The organism is Kribbella sp. NPDC051770 (genome assembly GCF_040681455.1).
Lineage (GTDB): Bacteria > Actinomycetota > Actinomycetes > Propionibacteriales > Kribbellaceae > Kribbella.
The window spans coordinates 45,981-62,303 of sequence record NZ_JBFAYT010000010.1; the positions used below are offsets into that span (position 1 = coordinate 45,981).

The window sequence follows — 16,323 nt, forward strand, 5'->3', positions numbered from 1 at the left end:
CAAGCCCCGGACCAGTTGGTCACGGGGATTGGGGGAACTACTTGGTCGGTGGTCAGGCCTGGAGCTGATGGTCAACCGGTCGGCGCTGAGGCCTGCAGCTCTTGACCAGCTGGTCGGTGGTCAGGCCTGGAGCTGGCGCTCGATGGCCTCGACGACCTCGGCGGACTCCGGGGTGGTCCGGGTGCGGAAGCGGGCCGCGACCGTGCCCGCGGGGGTGACCAGGAACTTCTCGAAGTTCCACTGGACGTCGCCGGCGTTGCCCTCGGCGTCCGGGGTCAGGGTGAGCTCCGCGAAGAGCGGGTGGCGGCCCTCGCCGTTCACCTCGGCCTTGTCGAGCATCGGGAACGTCACGCCGTACGTCGTCGAGCAGAACTCCTGGATCTCCTCGGTCGTACCGGGCTCCTGGCCGCCGAACTGGTTGCACGGGACGCCGAGCACGGTGAAGCCGCGGTCGGCGTACTTGCGCTGCAGGTTCTCCAGCTCGGTGTACTGCGGGGTGGCGCCGCACTTGGAGGCGACGTTGACGACCAGCACGGTCTTGCCCTGGTAGTCACCGAGGGAGGTCTCGGTGCCGGACAGGGACCGCAGGGGGATGTCGTACAGGCTCATCTGTTTCCTTCAAGGGGCAGTTGGCGGGACAGGAAGTCGGTGGTGCGCTGCCAGGCCTGCGCGGCGGCCTCGGCGTGGTGGAACGCGGGCATCGGGTTGTCGAACGCGTGCCCGGCGCCGGCGTAGCGGTGGATCTCGGCGTCGCCGAGCGCGGCGACGATGCTGTCGACCGTGGCCGGCGGCAGGTAGTCGTCGGCGTCGCCGAAGTGGTGCAGGCTGGTCGCCGTCACCTCCGGCGCGAGCGGCAGCAGGTTGGGCAGGGCGGAGCCGTAGTAGCTGACCAAGACGTCCGGGTCGGCGACCGCGGCGACGTTGAAGCCGAGCCCTCCGCCGAAGCAGAAGCCGATCACGCCGACCGCGGTGTCGCGCCCGCGCAGGTACTCCAGCGCGGCCACCGAGTCGGACACGGCCAGGCCCCAGTCGAGCCGACCCAGTACGGCGAGCGCCCGGTCGAGCAGGTCAGGTGCGTCCGGGTCGAGATCGACGTCGTCGAGACGCCAGAAGATCTCCGGCGCGACCACGTGGTAGCCGAGCGCGGCGAGCTGCGCGCCGCGCTCCTTGATGTAGTCGGAGACCCCGAAGATCTCCTGCAGCAGCAGGAGCCCCGGCCCCTGCCCTTCCCAGACGTGCACTGGCATCAGGCCGGAGCCGGTGTCGATTTCCAAGGTCACGTGAGCGAGCCTACTGGCTGTGCTTTTGGCGTCGACTTCGTCGCCGCGGGTTTTGGGGCTTTGTCGCCCGCTCTTCCCTCGTCGTTCGGTCGCTTCGCTCCCTCTCTCCTCAGTCCAGAGCGGGCGGCCCCAAAACCTTTCCGGTCAGCCTTGGACGTCGACCGACTCGTTGGCCAGGCGGCGTACGGGCTTGGCCGGGACCCAGCGTTTGCACTCCTCGATGGCCGAGTTGAGCAGCCGGTACAGCCGGTCGTCCGGGTCGTTGACGCAGGCCTGGGAGATGCCTTCGACCGCGCACGACACCGCACGAGGGGCCGTACGGCGGGCGTAGTCGGCGGTCCCCCGGTGCGCCTTCGCGGTGAACGCCCGCGCCCACTTGGTCGCCGCGGGGACCGAGTCGAGGGCCTCCTGTGACGCCGGGTCGACGCTGTCCAGCGGGCGGCCGTCGAGCTGGGCGAGCTGGCGCTCCCCCACGATCAGCGCGACGGCGAGGATGTACTGGCGCTCCTGCGAGACCACCGGTAGCGCCTGCTGGATGCAGACGGCTGTCACCCGCGGTACGACGTGCGGGTCGTCCGGTGTCAGGCCGATCACCGACGGGATCAGCGGCGCCAGCCGGGAGCGGCCGGCGTCCGTCGTACAGTCGTTGACGTCGCGTGCGACGCCCGCGAGCAGCGGGTGGGTGCAGGCCGGGTGGTCCGACCAGGGTTCCCCGGCCAGGTAGGACGCGAACTCCATGAAGCAGGCGCCCTTGCGCGGACTGCGGTGCTTGCCCCGGCTCAGGACCGGGACGGAGAGATCGAAGTTGTTCATCTGAGCGACTCCCGAAGCGTGCCTTGATCCAGCATGCGCCTGTTCGCAGCCGGGCGCCACGTCCAACGCGCGGCCGGGCCGCACCGGTTGTGAGCAGCCGCACAGGCATGGCTGCTTGGGGCGATTCGTTACCGGCGGGTAGCATCGGGGGTGCCACCCTACGTTAAGGAGGGCCTCGTGCCCCGTGAGATCCGCGATGTCGTGTTCGTCGACGGCGTTCGCACCCCGTTCGGCAAGGCCAAGGGTCAGTACGCCGAGACGCGCGCCGACGACCTGGTGATCAAGTGCATCCGTGAGCTGCTGCGCCGCAACCCGTCGTTGCCGCCTGAGCGGGTGGAGGAGGTCGCGATCGCGGCCACCACCCAGATCGGCGACCAGGGCCTGACCATCGGCCGGACCGCCGCGCTGCTGGCCGGTCTGCCGAACACCACCCCGGGCTACGCGATCGACCGGATGTGCGCCGGCGCGATGACCGCGGTCACCACGGTCGCGTCCGGGATCGCCTTCGGCGCCCAGGACGTGGTGATCGCCGGCGGTGTCGAGCACATGGGCCGGCACCCGATGGGCGAGGGCGTCGACCCGAACCCGCGGATCATCTCCGAGAAGCTGGTCGACACCTCCGCGCTGGTGATGGGCTCCACCGCCGAGAACCTGCACGACCGCTACCCGACGATCACCAAGGCCCGCACCGACGCGTACGCCGTACTGTCGCAGGAGCGCGCCGCCAAGGCCTACGCCAACGACCTGATCCAGCCGGACCTGGTCCCGATCGCGATCCGCTCCGCCGAGCAGGGCTGGGGCCTGGCGACCACCGACGAGCCGATGCGGCCCGGTACGACGCTGGAGGACCTGGCGAAGCTGAAGACCCCGTTCCGCCCGCACGGCCGGGTCACCGCCGGCAACTCGGCGGGGATCAACGACGGCGCGACCGCCGCGCTGCTCGCCTCGGCCGAGGCGGCCGAGGAGCTCGGCCTGAAGCCGAAGATGAAGCTGGTCTCGTACGGTTTCGTCGGGGTCGAGCCCGAGGTGATGGGCTTCGGCCCGGTCCCGGCGACCGAGAAGGCGCTGAAGCAGGCCGGCCTGACCATCGACGACATCCAGGCCTTCGAGGTGAACGAGGCGTTCGCCGTCCAGGTGCTGGCCTTCCTGGAGCACTACGGGATCGCCGACGACGACCCGCGGGTCAACCCGTACGGCGGTGCGATCGCCTTCGGTCACCCGCTGGCCTCGTCCGGCGTCCGGCTGATGAACCAGCTGGCCAAGCAGTTCGAGCAGCGCCCCGAGGTCCGCTACGGCCTCACCACCATGTGCGTCGGCCTCGGCATGGGCGGAACCGTCATCTGGGAGAACCCGAACTGGGAAGGCAACGCCGCATGAACGACCTCAACACGCTGATCGCCGAGGCGACCGCGATCGAGAACGACGAGCTGGTCACGCTCGCCCCCAGCCGGGACGTCGTGCTGCCGAACCAGGCCGGCACGATGGCGCTGATCACGCTCGACAACGGCCAGGACCACACCAAGCCGAACACCTTCGGCCCCAAGGGTCTGGCCGAGCTGAACCAGGCGATCGACGCGGCGCTGGCCCGCGAGGACGTCGTCGCGATCGGTGTCACCGGCAAGCCGTTCATCCTGGCCGCCGGCGCCGACCTCAGCGGCGTACCGAAGCTGGTCGACCGGGAGCAGGCGCTGAACCTGGGCCGGATCGGCCACGGCGTGATGCGCAAGCTGGCCGAGGGCGGCAAGCCGAGCTTCGCGTTCGTCAACGGGGTCGCGCTCGGCGGCGGCCTCGAGGTCGCGCTGCACGCGTCGTACCGGACCGTGTCCGTCGCCGCCGGGATGATCTCGACCCCGGAGGTCTTCCTCGGCCTGCTCCCGGGCTGGGGCGGCAACTTCCTGCTGCCGAACCTGATCGGCGCCGACAAGGCCGTCAAGGTCGTGGTCGAGAACGCGCTGAACCAGAACAAGATGCTGTCCGGCCCGGAGGCGGTGAAGTTCGGGATCGGCGACGTGCTGCTGGACTCGGCCGACTTCCTCGAGCAGTCGTTCATCTGGGCGAGCAAGGTGCTGACCGGCGAGATCACCGTCGAGCGGCCGGAGATCGACCGCGGCGACGCGTGGGACGCGGCGGTCGCCCGCGGCAAGGCGTTCGCCGACCTCAAGGTGAGCGGCGCGGCGCCCGCGCCGTACCGGGCGCTGGACCTGATCGCGGCGGCCAAGGACAACGACCGCGACCGCGGTTTCGCGGCCGAGGACGAGGCGCTGGCCGACCTGATCATGAGCGAGGAGCTGCGCAGCGGCCTCTACGCGTTCGACCTGGTCAACAAGCGCGCCAAGCGCCCGGCTGGTGCGCCGGACAAGTCGCTGGCCCGTCCGGTCAACAAGGTCGGCGTCGTGGGCGCCGGTCTGATGGCCGGCCAGCTCGCCCTGCTCTTCGTACGCCGCCTCGAGGTGCCGGTGGTGCTGACCGACCTCGACCAGGAGCGGGTCGACCGCGGTGTCGGCTACGTGCACGGCGAGATCGACAAGCTGCTCGGCAAGGGCCGGATCCGCCCGGACAAGGCCAACCAGCTGAAGGCGCTGGTCACCGGCTCGGTGGACCGCGCGGTCTTCGCCGACGCCGACTTCGTGATCGAGGCGGTCTTCGAGGAGCTGCAGCTGAAGAAGACGATCTTCGCCGACCTGGAGAAGATCGTCGCGCCGGAGGCGATCCTGGCGACGAACACCTCGTCGCTGCCGATCACCGAGATGGCCGCCGGGCTGGAGCACCCGGAGCGGGTCGTCGGGTTCCACTTCTTCAACCCGGTCGCGGTGCTGCCGCTGCTGGAGATCATCCGCGCCGACCAGACCGACGACGCCTCGCTGGCCACGGCGTTCGCGGTCGGCAAGAAGCTGAAGAAGTCCTGCGTGCTGGTCAAGGACGCGCCGGCCTTCGTGGTGAACCGACTGCTGACCCGCTTCCTCGGCGAGGTCAGCGCGGCGGTCGACGAAGGTACGCCGATTCCTGAAGCAGACAAGGCGTTGTCGGCGCTCGGCCTGCCGATGCCGCCGTTCGTGCTGCTGCAGCTGGTCGGTCTGCCGGTCGCGCTGCACGTCGCCGAGACGATGAACCGGGCCTACCCGGACCGGTTCGCGGTGTCCGAGAACCTCGCCAAGGTCGTTGCCGCGGGCAAGAGCTCGTTCTACGTCTGGAGCGCCGAGGGCAAGCCGTCGGTCGATCCGGAGGTGGAGGCGCTGGTGACCGTGGGCGACAAGCCGTCGGGCGCCGACGAGCTGCGCACCCGGGTGCTGACCGCGCTCGCCGAGGAGATCCGGATCATGCTCGACGAGGGTGTCGTCGCCGAGGCCCAGGACATCGACCTGTGCCTGCTGCTCGGTGCCGGCTGGCCGTTCCACCTCGGCGGCATCACGCCGTACCTGGACCGCTCGGGCATCGCCGAGAAGGTCAACGGGCAGCGCTTCCTCCCCAAGGGTGTCGCTTCGCTGGCCTGATCCCCCGAACCTGCTGGGGTCGGTGCGGCGCCCGGAAGCCCGCTCCGGCCCCAGCAGTCCGTTTCGTCAGCCCCGGAAGCGCCTGACCGCCAGCGTCAGCTCCGCCGGGGTCTTGCCGGTGTGCCGCTTCAGGATCGTGCTGTACGCCGCCTCGGTGGTGCCGTGGACCGCGAGGTCGGCGTACAGGGCGGCGACCTTCTTCATCCCGAGGTCGTCGACCAGGTACTGGACGGCCCACCAGCTCTGGCCGTACGCGCGGTCGCCGTTCGCGTCGAACGCCTTGCGGTCCGGGAGTTCGTTCAGGCCCGGCAGGTACTTGGTCCTCACCGTCCGCCGGTACGGGTCGACGGTCCACTCGGGGTCGTCCTCGACCGAGCGGCAGCGCACGTACTCAGCCAGGCCCTCGCTCAGCCACAACGGGACCATCGGGCCGATCGGGACGGTCGCGACGTGGGTCATCTCGTGCACCAGCAGGTCCTCGTCGAGGTCCTTGCGCAGCGCGGGGTTGATGACGATCCGGCTGCCGATCGGCGGACCGGACGGTTTGCCGAGCTGCTCCCCCTCGTACAAGGTGACCGCCTTGGCGGCGATCGTCCAGCCGCGGCCGTCGCCCGACGTCCACACCGTCGCCATCACCTGCGGCTCCGGCATCGCGACCACCAGCACCGAGCCGTTCCAGCCGCGCGGCCAGTGCCGGCGGACGGCGGCGACGGCGTCCTCGGAGACCTGCGCGATCTTCTGGCCGAGCGCGAGCTCACGCTGCCCGACCACCACGACGACCTTGCCGCGGCGGACCAGCGCGACCTCCTGGAAGTCCCACGGCTGCCGGTGCCCGTCGCGGCTCAGCATCTCGTCGGTCGCGCCGTCCTCGACCAGCACCCACAGGTTGTCGCGGCGGACGAAGGTGTAGCCGAGATCGGTCTGCACGGGCTTCGGGTCGAGCCCGGCGATCTGGTACCGCATCATCACCCGGGTGCTGAACGTCGTCGGCCCGTACTTCTCAGTCAGCTTCGGCGTCGGCCAGCTGTCGGCGGTGAAGAACGTCAGGCTGCCGAAGCCGAACTTGCGCAGGTTCGTGAACAGCAGCCGCTGCCGGGCGACCAGCTTCGGCTGCTTCGGGTCGACCGCGGCGAGGAACCCGGCCGGATCGTTCTTCAGTACGGCGGCCGCCCGCTTGCCGAGCAGCAGGTCGACCTCGCGCTGCCGGCTCTTCTGCTCGGCGTCGGTCAGCTCGTGGGCCGACGGGTTGCCGAGCGCTGCCGCCGTACTCCCGGCCGGCGGTCCGCCGTCCCCGCTCTGCCGCACGGCCACGACCCCGGCGGTCCCCGCCAGCACGAGCGCGGCAGCGGCCGCGACCCAGCGCCTCGGGTGCTTCATGAAAATCCCGCCCTCGATCGGTCCAACTGCGCGATCCTATCGTCATGACCGTCTACGCCGAGCTGGACGAGATCCTCCGGGAGCTCAGCACGACCGCCCACCGCATCCTCGGCGACAACTTCGTCGGCGCGTACCTGCAGGGCTCGTTCGCGCTCGGCGACGCCGACCGGGAGAGCGACTGCGACTTCCTGATCCCGGTCCACCGCCCGATCACGCCGACGCAGGAGGCAGCGCTGCGGGTGCTGCACGACGAGATCCCCACCCGCGAGGGGTACTGGAACCGCCGCCTCGAAGGCTCGTACCCGCTGCTGTCCGAGCTGCGCACGCTCGACGGGCTCGGCCGCGACTGGCTCTACATCGACAACGGCTGGCGGGAGATGCAGTGGTCGGCGCACTGCAACACCGAGGTGGTCCGCTGGACCCTGCGCGAGTACGGCGTGACGCTGGCCGGGCCAGATCCGAAGTCGCTCGTCGACGTCGTACCGGCGGAGGTCCTGCGGGCGCGGATGCGGGCCGACATCCCGCAGCTGCTGCCCGGCCTCGCCACCTGGATCTCGATCGAGCTGGCCTGGGGGCAGCGGTACGCCGTGACGACGCTGTGCCGGATGCTGCACACGCTCGCCGATGGCCGGATCAGCTCGAAGCGCGCGGCGCTGCTCTGGGCGATCGACACCCTCGACCCCGAGTGGTCCGGGCTGTGCCGCCGGGCGCTGGACGGCCGCGCCCTCGGGTGGGATCCCGAGGACACGGCCGACTCCGGCGAGGTGCAGCGGACGGTCGCCTTCGCCGCGTTCGCCACAGCGACGGCGACCGCGCGCGACTAGGCCTTGGTGACCTCGCCGGTCGCCTCCTCGCGACCGACGCGGCTGCGCCGGTAGCCGTACAGGAAGTACACGATGAAGCCGAGCGCCATCCAGATCGCGAACCGCAGCCAGGTCTCCAGCGACAGGTTCAGCATCAGGTAGATGCAGATCAGCGCGGCCAGGATCGGGATCACCGGGTTGCCCGGGACGCGGAACGAGCGCTCGATGTCCGGGCGGCGCTTGCGCAGCAGCGGGACCGCGATCGAGACCAGGGTGAACGCGGCCAGGGTGCCGATGTTCACCATCTCCTCGAGCTTGCCGATCGGGGTCACGCCCGCGACGATCGCGACCACGACACCGATCCCGATCGTCAACCGGTACGGCGTACCGAACTTCGGGTGCGTCTTGCCGAGCTTGGCCGGCACCAGGTGGTCACGGCTCATCGCGAACACCACCCGGGCCGCGCCGATCATCAGCGTCAGCACCACGGTGGTCAGACCCGCGACCGCACCGGCAGAGATCAGCGTCGCGAACCCGGGCCGGCCGACCGACCGGAACGCCTCGGCCAGCGCGGCCTCGCCGTTGATGTCCTTGTAGTTGACCATCCCGGTGATCACGATGCAGACCAGCACGTAGAGCACCGTGCAGATCGCCAGCGAGCCGATGATGCCGCGCGGCAGGTCGCGCTGCGGGTTCTTCGCCTCCTCGGCGGTGGTCGCGACCACGTCGAACCCGATGAACGCGAAGAACACCAGCGACGCGCCCGAGACCAGGCCCATCACGCCGAACGTCGACGGCGTGAACCCGAACAGCGCCTGGAACAACGGGGTGGTGATGGTGACGTCGCCGTTCTCGGCCGGGACGCTGTCGGGGATGAACGGGGTCAGGTTCGAGCCCTTGATGTAGAACAGGCCCGCGATGATCACGAACAGCACCACGAACAGCTTCACCGCGACCAGCGCCAGGTTGACCCGCAGCGACTCCTTGATGCCGACCGTGGCCAGGATCGTCAGCACGATGATCAGCAGCATCGCCAGCACGTTCACGCTGGAGTCCGGGCCGATCGAGTCCGGCCAGCCCAGGCCGATCTGCTCCAGGAACAGTGCGGCGTACGTCGACCAGCCCTGCGCCACGACACTTGCCCCGAGCATCAGCTCGAGCAGCAGGTCCCAGCCGATGATCCAGGCGAAGATCTCACCGAGCGAGAAGTACGAGAACGTGTACGCCGAGCCCGAGACCGGAACGGTCGAGGAGAACTCCGCGTAGCACAACGCCGCGAGCCCGCAGCAGATCGCCGCCAGCACGAACGACAGCGCGATGCTCGGTCCGGCGTACGCCTGGGCCGCCCGGCCGGTGAGCGTGAAGATGCCGGCGCCGATGATGACGCCGATGCCGAACACGGTCAGGTCCAGGGCGGTGAGGCGTTTCTTGAGCTGGTACTCCGGCTCGTCGGTGTCCGCGATCGACTGCTCGATCGTCTTGGTCCGCAACAGACTCACGACGCCTCCTTGGTCCAGATTTTCTTCAGATGTTACTCACCGTTGAGGCCGGTAGTCTTTCAGCGACATCCACAGCGTCGCCTCGGTGTACCCAGTGCGGGTCAGGAGTATGCGGTCGCGGTTGGCCTGGTCGGTGCCGTGCCGGGCCAGGTCCTCGTACAGCTCCTCGACCGCCTTCACACCGATCTCGCGGACCAGGAAGCGCACGGCCAGCCAGCTCACGCCGTACACGTCGGCGTTGCTCTGGTAGAACCCGAGATCGGTCGGCAGCGCGTTCAGGCCGGGCAGCGCCTGGTCGACGACCTCCTGCTCCCACTTCGCGACCTCGCCCGGACCGCTGACCGCCTCGATCCCGCGCCAGGACACGTACTCCGCGACGCCCTCGGCCAGCCAGAGCGGCTCGTACCCGCCGAGGTCCGCGGTGGCGACGTGGGTGATCTCGTGCGACAGCAGGATCTCGTCGATCCGGTCGCGCTCCTTGGGGTTCACCACGATGTACGCACCGCCGACCGTACCGTCGGCGGTGTCCTGACCGGGCAGCGAGGTGAACGTCGAACCGGCGCTGGCCGCGGACTCGATGTCCTCGTCGGCGAACCGGGCGTCGCGGACCTCGGTGTCGTCGAGCGCCGCGATCAGCACCGAGCCACGCCAGCGACGTGGCCAGTACGCCGACACCTGGCCGAGCGCTTCGTTGGCCTCGGCAACGATCGCCTTGGCTCGCTCGGTGTCGCCCTTCTCCACGATCACCAGCACCCGCGGCCCGCGCCGGACCTCGATCCGGCCGAGGTCCCACGGCTCGCGGTGCGCGGTCGGGCCGAGCTCGTCGTCCAGGTCGTCGTCGTCGGTGATCACCCAGCGGCCGCCGCGGCTGACGAACGTGTAGCCGAGCTCGGTGGTCACCGGGTCGTGGTCGACCTTGGGGATCTGGTACCGCATCAGGACCCGGACCAGGTACGTCGAGGCGCCGTGCTCGCGGACCACCTCCTGGTCGAACCGCTCCTCGGCCTGGCTGAACCCGACCTCGGTGAACCCGATCTCGACCAGGTTCGCGAACAGCGTCCGCTGCTCCTGGCGCAGCTTGGTGTCGGCCGGGTCGAGGTCGGACAGGAACAGCTTCTCGTTGCCGGTCCGGACCGCGCGGGCGCGGCGCAGCAGCACGGTGTCGACGGCGAGCCGGCGGGCGGCGACCGCGGCCGCGGTCTTCGACGGCGGCTTGTTGCTCTGGTTCGGCGGGGCGGTCGGGCCGACGCTGACCTTGGGCCGGTTCCGGGCGTCGTCCTCGCGCTGCTCGACGGCGTAAACGACACCGCCGCAGGTCACCGCGACCACCACCAGCAGACCCAGCCAGCGGCGGGGTCTCGGGGGCGGTGCCTGAGCGCCCGGCCGGGCAGCGTCAGGGGGTGACACACTCACGTCGGGTCGATTCCTCCGGTCCGCCCGTCCAGCGACAGCCCGGCTACCCTACTCGGTCCTGCTGAATCCACCACCGACACGCCGGGTATACAACTTGCCCCGGGAATCCCCGGGAAACCCCGGGTGTCCGGCAAGCGATTCCCGTAACCGGTTCCGCCTGGTGGAGCGATCAGGCTGCCGCGGCAGCTTTCAGGGCCTGGAAGAGTCCGGCCTCGGTAATGCCGAGGTGCTCGAGCATGATCCGGTCCCGCTCGGCCTGGGTCTGGCCGAGCGCGGCCATCTCCTGGTACAGCGTCACCAGCTCCGTCCCGCCGTACCGCTCGAAGAGCAGGTCGACGGCGAGCCAGGACAGCGGGTACGACGACAGCGAGTCGCGGAAGAACGTCGCATCGGCCGGCAGCGCCTTCGCCTTGGCGAGGTACTTGGTGCGGACGGTCTGCCGGTACGTCCCGAGCGCGAGCGGTTTCGCGCCGTCCATCGGCAGGAACTCGATCCAGGTCGCCGCACCCTCGACCAGCCAGCGCGGTGCGAACGTCCCGTACGGCGCGGTCGCGACGTGGGTGAACTCGTGCGCGAGCGTCCGGGCGTCGACCTTGGCGCGGTTGCGCGGGTTGATCACGACGTACGAGTCGGTGCGCTCCCCCACACCGCTGACCTCGCCGGGCAGCGAACGGTAGACCCAGGTCGCCATCGCCAGCGCGTCCTCGGCGTTCTTCGGGAGCGTGTAGTCCGCGCCGCGGACGATCTTGTCGTCGAGCGCGATGACGACGCCGGAGCCGGTCCAGCCGCCGGGCCAGCTCTTGCTGACCGCCTTGACCGCGCTGCCGGCCTTGGTGAGCAGGCTGTTCGCGAGCTTGCCCTGGCCGCGTTCGACGACGACGAGGACTCTTGGCGCGCGGCGGACGAGGACCTCGCCGGTGTCCCAGGCTTCCTGGTGCGAGCCGCGCGGGAGCCTTCGGTCGAGATCGGTGTCGGAGACCAGCGTCCACTGCTTGTTGGGGCGCTGGACGAAGGTGTAGCCGAGCATCGTGCGCGCGGGGACGGGGTCGATGTCGCGGATCTGGTAGGTCATCGCGATCGCGACGACGAAGGTGCTCGGGCCGTACTTGTCGGTGATCGCCTGGTCGTACTGCTCCTGGAGGCGCTCGTACTTGAGGCTGGCGAAACCGAAGCGGCGGAGGTTGTCGAAGAGCATGCGCTGGCGAGCGCGCAGGGTTTTGTTCGCGGGGTCGACTGCCGCGAGGAACTGCTCGGGCTTGTTGAGCTTCACCGCTTCGGCGCGGGCGGTCAGTACGGCGTCGACGCCGGAGGCGCGGGCGGCGCGGTCGACGACGGGGGTCTTGGGGGCGGCCTCCGCGGGTGGGTTGGCCGTGCGGGAGCCGGACTCGTGGAGCGCAAGCCCGCCGGCGACCGCGGCGGCGACCAGCACGAGGGCGATGAGGACAGGCCCGATCCCCCGCCGACGAGTGGCGGCCGCGTGCCGACCGCGAACGGGCTCCCGGTCGCCGACCGGCGCCGAGCCGGCGGCCGGGCCTGCGTCAGCAGCCCGGTCGGGCCCCGAGGTCTCCGCGGGCCTCCAACCCGACTGACTCCCAGCAGCAGCCAAAGGCTGGCTCGGCTCCTCGGGGAACCAAGCGTCGACCGGCGGGAGTTCGCCGGTTTCTGCTTCGGCTGGGTCCTGAGTCTGCTCCTGGGGGAACCAGGGAGCAGGCTCGGGATCAGGCGCCGGTGGGCCGGCCGCGGGCGGTGTCGGGCTCACTGGTGATCGCGTCCCCCTGGTGGCGGGTGATCATCTCGATCACGTCGCGGGCCAGCTCCTGACCGGTCAGGCCGATCTCCTGCAGGATCGCCGGCCGCTTCGCGTGGTCGAGGAAGCGCTGCGGGATCCCGAAGTCCCGGACCGGCGTGGCGACGCCGGCGTCGCGGATCGCCTGCGCGATCGCCGCACCGCACCCGCCGACGCGGCCGTTGTCCTCGATCGTCACGACGAACTTGTGCTTCGCGGCCAGCTCGACCAGCTCCGGCGCGACCGGCTTCACCCAGCGCGGATCGACCACGGTCACCCCGAAGCCCTGCGCGCCGAGCCGCTCGGCGACGTCGACGGCGGTCGCCGCCATCGACCCGATGCCGACCAGCAGCACGTCGGTGCCGGTGCGGACCAGGACGTCCGTCGTACCGACGCGGTCGATCGCCTCGATGTCGGGGAACACCTCGCCCTTGGCGTACCGCAGCACGGTCGGGGCGTCGTCCACCTCGATCGCCTCGTTCAGCAGCTCCGCGACGCGCTTGCCGTCCCGCGGTGCGGCCAGCCGGAGCCCCGGCACGACCTGCAGCAGCGACATGTCCCACATGCCGTTGTGGCTCGCGCCATCGTCACCCGTGACACCGGCGCGGTCGAGCACGAAGGTCACGCCGCACTTGTGCAGCGCGACATCCATCAGCAGCTGGTCGAAGGCCCGGTTCAGGAACGTCGCGTACAGCCCGACGACCGGGTGCAGCCCGCCCATCGCGAGCCCCGCCGCGCTCGTCACCGCATGCTGCTCGGCGATACCGACGTCGAAGATCCGGTCCGGGAACTCCTGCCCGAACGCCGCGAGGCCGGTCGGGTGCAGCATCGCCGCGGTGATCGCGACCACGTCCGGCCGCCGATGGCCGATCTCGACCAGTTCCTCGGCGAACACGTCGGTCCAGCCGCGCGGCTTGTGCAGCGGGCGGATCTGGTGGAAGTTGTCCTCCTCGTCCTGCACCGCCGCGTCGTACCCGAAGCCCTTCTGGGTGACCGCGTGCACCAGCACCGGACCGCCGAACGCCTTCGCCCGGGCCAGCGCGTCCTCCATCGCCTCCCGGTCGTGGCCGTCGACCGGGCCGACGTACTTCAGGCCGAGGTCCTCGAACATGCCCTGCGGGGCCAGCATGTCCTTGAGGCCCTTCTTGACGCCGTGCAGCACCTCGTACATCGGCGGGCCGACGTGCGGCGTCCGGCCCAGGTTCGTCTTGACCAGGTCGAGGATCTTCTCGTACCGCGGGTTGGTGCGCAGGCTGGTCAGGTGCGTCGCCAGACCGCCGACGGTCGGGCTGTAGGAACGCCCGTTGTCGTTCACGATCACGACCAGCTTCAGGTCCTCGCCGGCCGCGATGTTGTTCAGCGCCTCCCAGGCCATGCCGCCGGTCAGGCCGCCGTCGCCGATCAGGGCGACCACGTGCCGGTCCTCCTTGCGCAGCCGGTACGCCTTGGCCAGGCCGTCGGCGTACGAGAGCGCGGTCGAGGCGTGGCTGTTCTCGACCAGGTCGTGCTCGGACTCGGCCTGGCTCGGGTACCCCGACAGGCCACCCTGCTGGCGCAGGGTGTCGAACTTGGGCGCCCGGCCGGTGAGCAGCTTGTGCACGTAGGTCTGGTGGCCGGTGTCGTAGACCAGGCGGTCGCGCGGCGAGTCGAAGACCCGGTGCATCGCCAGGGTGATCTCCACCATGCCGAGGTTCGGGCCGAGGTGACCGCCGGTCCGCGAGACCGTTTCGACGAGCACGTCGCGGATCTCCGCGGCGAGGTCCGTCAGCTGCTGATCGGTCAGGTCCTTGAGGTCCGCCGGCCCTCCGACCGTGTCCAGCAAGCGCATCGAGCTCCTCCGCAGGTTGTCCTCGAATGGTCGAGTCTATGCACCCCGGTCGCCGAAGCCGAACGCGGCAACCCCTCCCGGAGCAATCTCACAGTACGGGACGCTCGCGGCGTACGGGTTGTTCACCGGTCGCGTCCATCTCACCTAGAGTAACCGTCATGGAGATGGTGCGGACCCTGTTCCGCAAGTACGACGGCCGCCCGCACCGCCTGATGGAGTCGGTCCACCTCGGCGAGGACGACCACGGCCTCTGGGTCGGCTCCCGCCCCGGCGACCGCGCCCAGCGCGCCGACGGCACCTGGATCAGCGTCGACCACGTCCGCGTCCGCCTGTTCCCCCGCGGCCAGTGGTGGAGCGCCCTGTTCAACGCCGCGCCCCACCCCACCGAGATCTACTGCGACATCACCATGCCACCGGAGTTCGGCGTCTCCATGGTCACCGCGGTAGACCTCGACCTCGACATCCGCCGCCTCCGCGACGGCACCGTTCGAGTCATGGACGAAGACGAGTTCGCCATGCACCAGATCCACTACGGCTACCCACCCCAGGTGATCGCCACCGCCCAGGCGACGTGCGAGTGGGTGGTGTCCAACATCACCACCACAGAGCCGTTCCTGACGGTCTACAAGACGTACCTGGACCGCGTCCGCGAGCTCGCTGACTGAGTCCACGACGCCGAGGTCAGATCGCCAGCAGTGTCTCGTCGAACCAAACGTCCTCGTAGCCGGGCGCGATCAGAAACCGCCAGCCCGGGGGTAGAGCCAAGTACGGCAGGACCTCCGGGCGCCACTCGGCGAGATGCTCGGCGTGTAGCGGCACGAAGAACCCTGGGGCGTCCGACAGCACCTCCCCCGCCCAGATGTACCACCCCGAGGCATCTCCCGCCGGCCGATGCCGCAGGCCGTTGACTGGCTGGAGCGCTCGGTTCTTCACGTTCTCGGCGATGCCGAGCAACTGGTCCGGGCGGGGTTGCAGCGGCGTGACGCCGTACTGAGCACAGATCCCGGAGCCGCCTGCCCCCGGCCGGCGATCGATCAGCGGCCCAGGACCTTGTACTTCGCTTCCGCCGAGCCCTTCTGGGGCTCCCACCACGGGGTGTTGGCCTTGTACCAGTCGATCGTGGCCGACAGGCCCGCGTCGAAGTCGGCGTAGCGGGGTTGCCAGCCGAGTTCGGTGCGGATCTTGGTGGAGTCGTTGGAGTAGCGCAGGTCGTGGCCGGGGCGGTCGTTGACGTGGACGAAGGCGTCTTCGGGCTCGCCCATCAGGGTGAGGATCTTCTCGATGATCTGCTTGTTGCTGCGCTCGTCGCCGGAGCCGATCAGGTAGGTCTCGCCGAGGCGGCCGTCGGTGATGATGCGGTGCACGGCGTCGTTGTGGTCCTCGACGTGGGTCCACTCGCGGACGTTCTCGCCGGCGCCGTACAGCTTCGGCTTGTCGCCGATCAGGACGTTGGTGATCTGGCGCGGGATCAGCTTCTCGACGTGCTGGTACGGGCCGTAGTTGTTCGCGCAGTTCGACAGGGTCGCGGCGACGCCGTACGAGCGGGCCCAGGCGCGGACCAGCATGTCCGAGCTCGCCTTCGAGGCCGAGTACGGCGAGGACGGGTCGTACGCCGTGGTCTCGGTGAACTGGTCGACCGAGTCCAGCGGGAGGTCGCCGAAGACCTCGTCGGTGGAGATGTGGTGCATCCGCTTGTCGTGCTTGCGGACCGCCTCCAGCAGCGTGAAGGTGCCGATGATGTTCGACTGGATGAACGGCGACGGGTCGTTCAGCGAGTTGTCGACGTGCGACTCGGCGGCGAAGTGCACCAGCACGTCGGTCTCGGCGACCAGCTTGCCGACCAGCTCGGCGTCGCAGATGTCGCCGTGCACGAAGGTGACCTGCTCGGCGACCGGGTCGAGGTTGCTCCGGCTCCCGGCGTACGTGAGCGCGTCGAGCACGGTGACCTCGACGTCGGGGTACCGCCGTACCGTGTCGTGCACGAAGTTCGAGCCGATGAAGCCGGCGCCGCCGGTGATGAGCATCCGTCGCAT

14 protein-coding genes are annotated in these 16,323 nt (G+C 69.9%); 4 read left to right on the forward strand and 10 right to left on the reverse strand.

What is annotated here, in order from left to right; translation table 11 throughout:
• Positions 1 to 120: 120 nt before the first annotated feature.
• From AB0M01_RS29200 to AB0M01_RS29210, 3 genes are all read right to left on the reverse strand, one after another.
• The gene (locus AB0M01_RS29200) at positions 121 to 609 is read right to left on the reverse strand and encodes a glutathione peroxidase (RefSeq protein ID WP_363675079.1); all 489 of its coding nucleotides are present in this window, start codon (positions 607 to 609) and stop codon (positions 121 to 123) included.
• Positions 606 to 1,280 carry a dienelactone hydrolase family protein gene (locus AB0M01_RS29205; RefSeq protein WP_363675081.1) on the reverse strand — a complete coding sequence of 225 codons (675 nt, stop codon included), beginning with the start codon at positions 1,278 to 1,280 and terminating at the stop codon, positions 606 to 608. Before AB0M01_RS29205 ends, AB0M01_RS29200 begins: the two co-directional genes overlap by 4 nt.
• Before the next feature lie 144 nt (positions 1,281 to 1,424).
• Positions 1,425 to 2,093, reverse strand: coding sequence for a hypothetical protein (locus tag AB0M01_RS29210; protein WP_363675083.1), 669 nt, complete (start codon positions 2,091 to 2,093; stop codon positions 1,425 to 1,427).
• 177 nt (positions 2,094 to 2,270) lie between these two features.
• Between AB0M01_RS29210 and AB0M01_RS29215 the strand changes: the two genes are divergently transcribed.
• On the forward strand, positions 2,271 to 3,470 hold the full coding sequence (locus tag AB0M01_RS29215) for an acetyl-CoA C-acyltransferase (RefSeq protein WP_363675085.1): 1,200 nt from the start codon (positions 2,271 to 2,273) through the stop codon (positions 3,468 to 3,470).
• Positions 3,467 to 5,584 (forward strand): 3-hydroxyacyl-CoA dehydrogenase NAD-binding domain-containing protein, encoded by a 2,118-nt coding sequence (locus tag AB0M01_RS29220; protein WP_363675087.1) that lies wholly within the window; start codon positions 3,467 to 3,469, stop codon positions 5,582 to 5,584. The genes AB0M01_RS29215 and AB0M01_RS29220 overlap by 4 nt, the downstream gene beginning before the upstream one ends.
• A gap of 66 nt (positions 5,585 to 5,650) precedes the next feature.
• Here AB0M01_RS29220 and AB0M01_RS29225 read toward each other — a convergent pair whose 3' ends face one another.
• A complete protein-coding gene (locus tag AB0M01_RS29225; RefSeq protein ID WP_363675089.1) occupies positions 5,651 to 6,961 on the reverse strand; it encodes a hypothetical protein in 1,311 nt (436 codons plus the stop codon).
• Between the two features lie 44 nt (positions 6,962 to 7,005).
• Between AB0M01_RS29225 and AB0M01_RS29230 the strand changes: the two genes are divergently transcribed.
• Positions 7,006 to 7,785 (forward strand): aminoglycoside adenylyltransferase domain-containing protein, encoded by a 780-nt coding sequence (locus AB0M01_RS29230; protein ID WP_363675092.1) that lies wholly within the window; start codon positions 7,006 to 7,008, stop codon positions 7,783 to 7,785.
• Here the strand turns inward: AB0M01_RS29230 and AB0M01_RS29235 are convergent.
• The 4 genes from AB0M01_RS29235 to dxs form a co-directional block, all read right to left on the reverse strand.
• Complete coding sequence (locus AB0M01_RS29235; RefSeq protein ID WP_363675094.1) at positions 7,782 to 9,263, reverse strand: amino acid permease; 1,482 nt, start codon at positions 9,261 to 9,263, stop codon at positions 7,782 to 7,784. The genes AB0M01_RS29230 and AB0M01_RS29235 overlap by 4 nt on opposite strands.
• A gap of 36 nt (positions 9,264 to 9,299) precedes the next feature.
• On the reverse strand, positions 9,300 to 10,676 hold the full coding sequence (locus AB0M01_RS29240) for a hypothetical protein (RefSeq protein WP_363675096.1): 1,377 nt from the start codon (positions 10,674 to 10,676) through the stop codon (positions 9,300 to 9,302).
• Positions 10,677 to 10,845: 169 nt separating this feature from the next.
• Complete coding sequence (locus AB0M01_RS29245; RefSeq protein WP_363675098.1) at positions 10,846 to 12,105, reverse strand: hypothetical protein; 1,260 nt, start codon at positions 12,103 to 12,105, stop codon at positions 10,846 to 10,848.
• A gap of 289 nt (positions 12,106 to 12,394) precedes the next feature.
• Positions 12,395 to 14,290, reverse strand: coding sequence for a 1-deoxy-D-xylulose-5-phosphate synthase (gene dxs / locus AB0M01_RS29250; protein WP_363675100.1), 1,896 nt, complete (start codon positions 14,288 to 14,290; stop codon positions 12,395 to 12,397).
• A gap of 158 nt (positions 14,291 to 14,448) precedes the next feature.
• Between dxs and AB0M01_RS29255 the strand changes: the two genes are divergently transcribed.
• The gene (locus AB0M01_RS29255) at positions 14,449 to 14,955 is read left to right on the forward strand and encodes a DUF402 domain-containing protein (protein ID WP_363675102.1); all 507 of its coding nucleotides are present in this window, start codon (positions 14,449 to 14,451) and stop codon (positions 14,953 to 14,955) included.
• A 16-nt stretch (positions 14,956 to 14,971) separates the two neighbouring features.
• Here AB0M01_RS29255 and AB0M01_RS29260 read toward each other — a convergent pair whose 3' ends face one another.
• On the reverse strand, positions 14,972 to 15,109 hold the full coding sequence (locus AB0M01_RS29260; protein WP_363675104.1) for a hypothetical protein: 138 nt from the start codon (positions 15,107 to 15,109) through the stop codon (positions 14,972 to 14,974).
• A gap of 215 nt (positions 15,110 to 15,324) precedes the next feature.
• Positions 15,325 to 16,323, reverse strand: a complete 999-nt coding sequence (gene rfbB, locus AB0M01_RS29265; RefSeq protein WP_363675106.1) for a dTDP-glucose 4,6-dehydratase — start codon at positions 16,321 to 16,323, stop codon at positions 15,325 to 15,327.

Excerpts from the sequence above, each read along its gene's own strand:
- rfbB (WP_363675106.1), bottom strand. The coding sequence starts at position 16,323 with ATGCGACGGATGCTCATCACCGGCGGCGCCGGCTTCATCGGCTCGAAC.
- AB0M01_RS29200 (WP_363675079.1), bottom strand. The coding sequence starts at position 609 with ATGAGCCTGTACGACATCCCCCTGCGGTCCCTGTCCGGCACCGAGACC.
- AB0M01_RS29210 (WP_363675083.1), bottom strand. The coding sequence starts at position 2,093 with ATGAACAACTTCGATCTCTCCGTCCCGGTCCTGAGCCGGGGCAAGCAC.
- AB0M01_RS29220 (WP_363675087.1), top strand. The coding sequence starts at position 3,467 with ATGAACGACCTCAACACGCTGATCGCCGAGGCGACCGCGATCGAGAAC.
- AB0M01_RS29230 (WP_363675092.1), top strand. The coding sequence starts at position 7,006 with ATGACCGTCTACGCCGAGCTGGACGAGATCCTCCGGGAGCTCAGCACG.
- dxs (WP_363675100.1), bottom strand. The coding sequence starts at position 14,290 with ATGCGCTTGCTGGACACGGTCGGAGGGCCGGCGGACCTCAAGGACCTG.
- AB0M01_RS29225 (WP_363675089.1), bottom strand. The coding sequence starts at position 6,961 with ATGAAGCACCCGAGGCGCTGGGTCGCGGCCGCTGCCGCGCTCGTGCTG.
- AB0M01_RS29255 (WP_363675102.1), top strand. The coding sequence starts at position 14,449 with ATGGAGATGGTGCGGACCCTGTTCCGCAAGTACGACGGCCGCCCGCAC.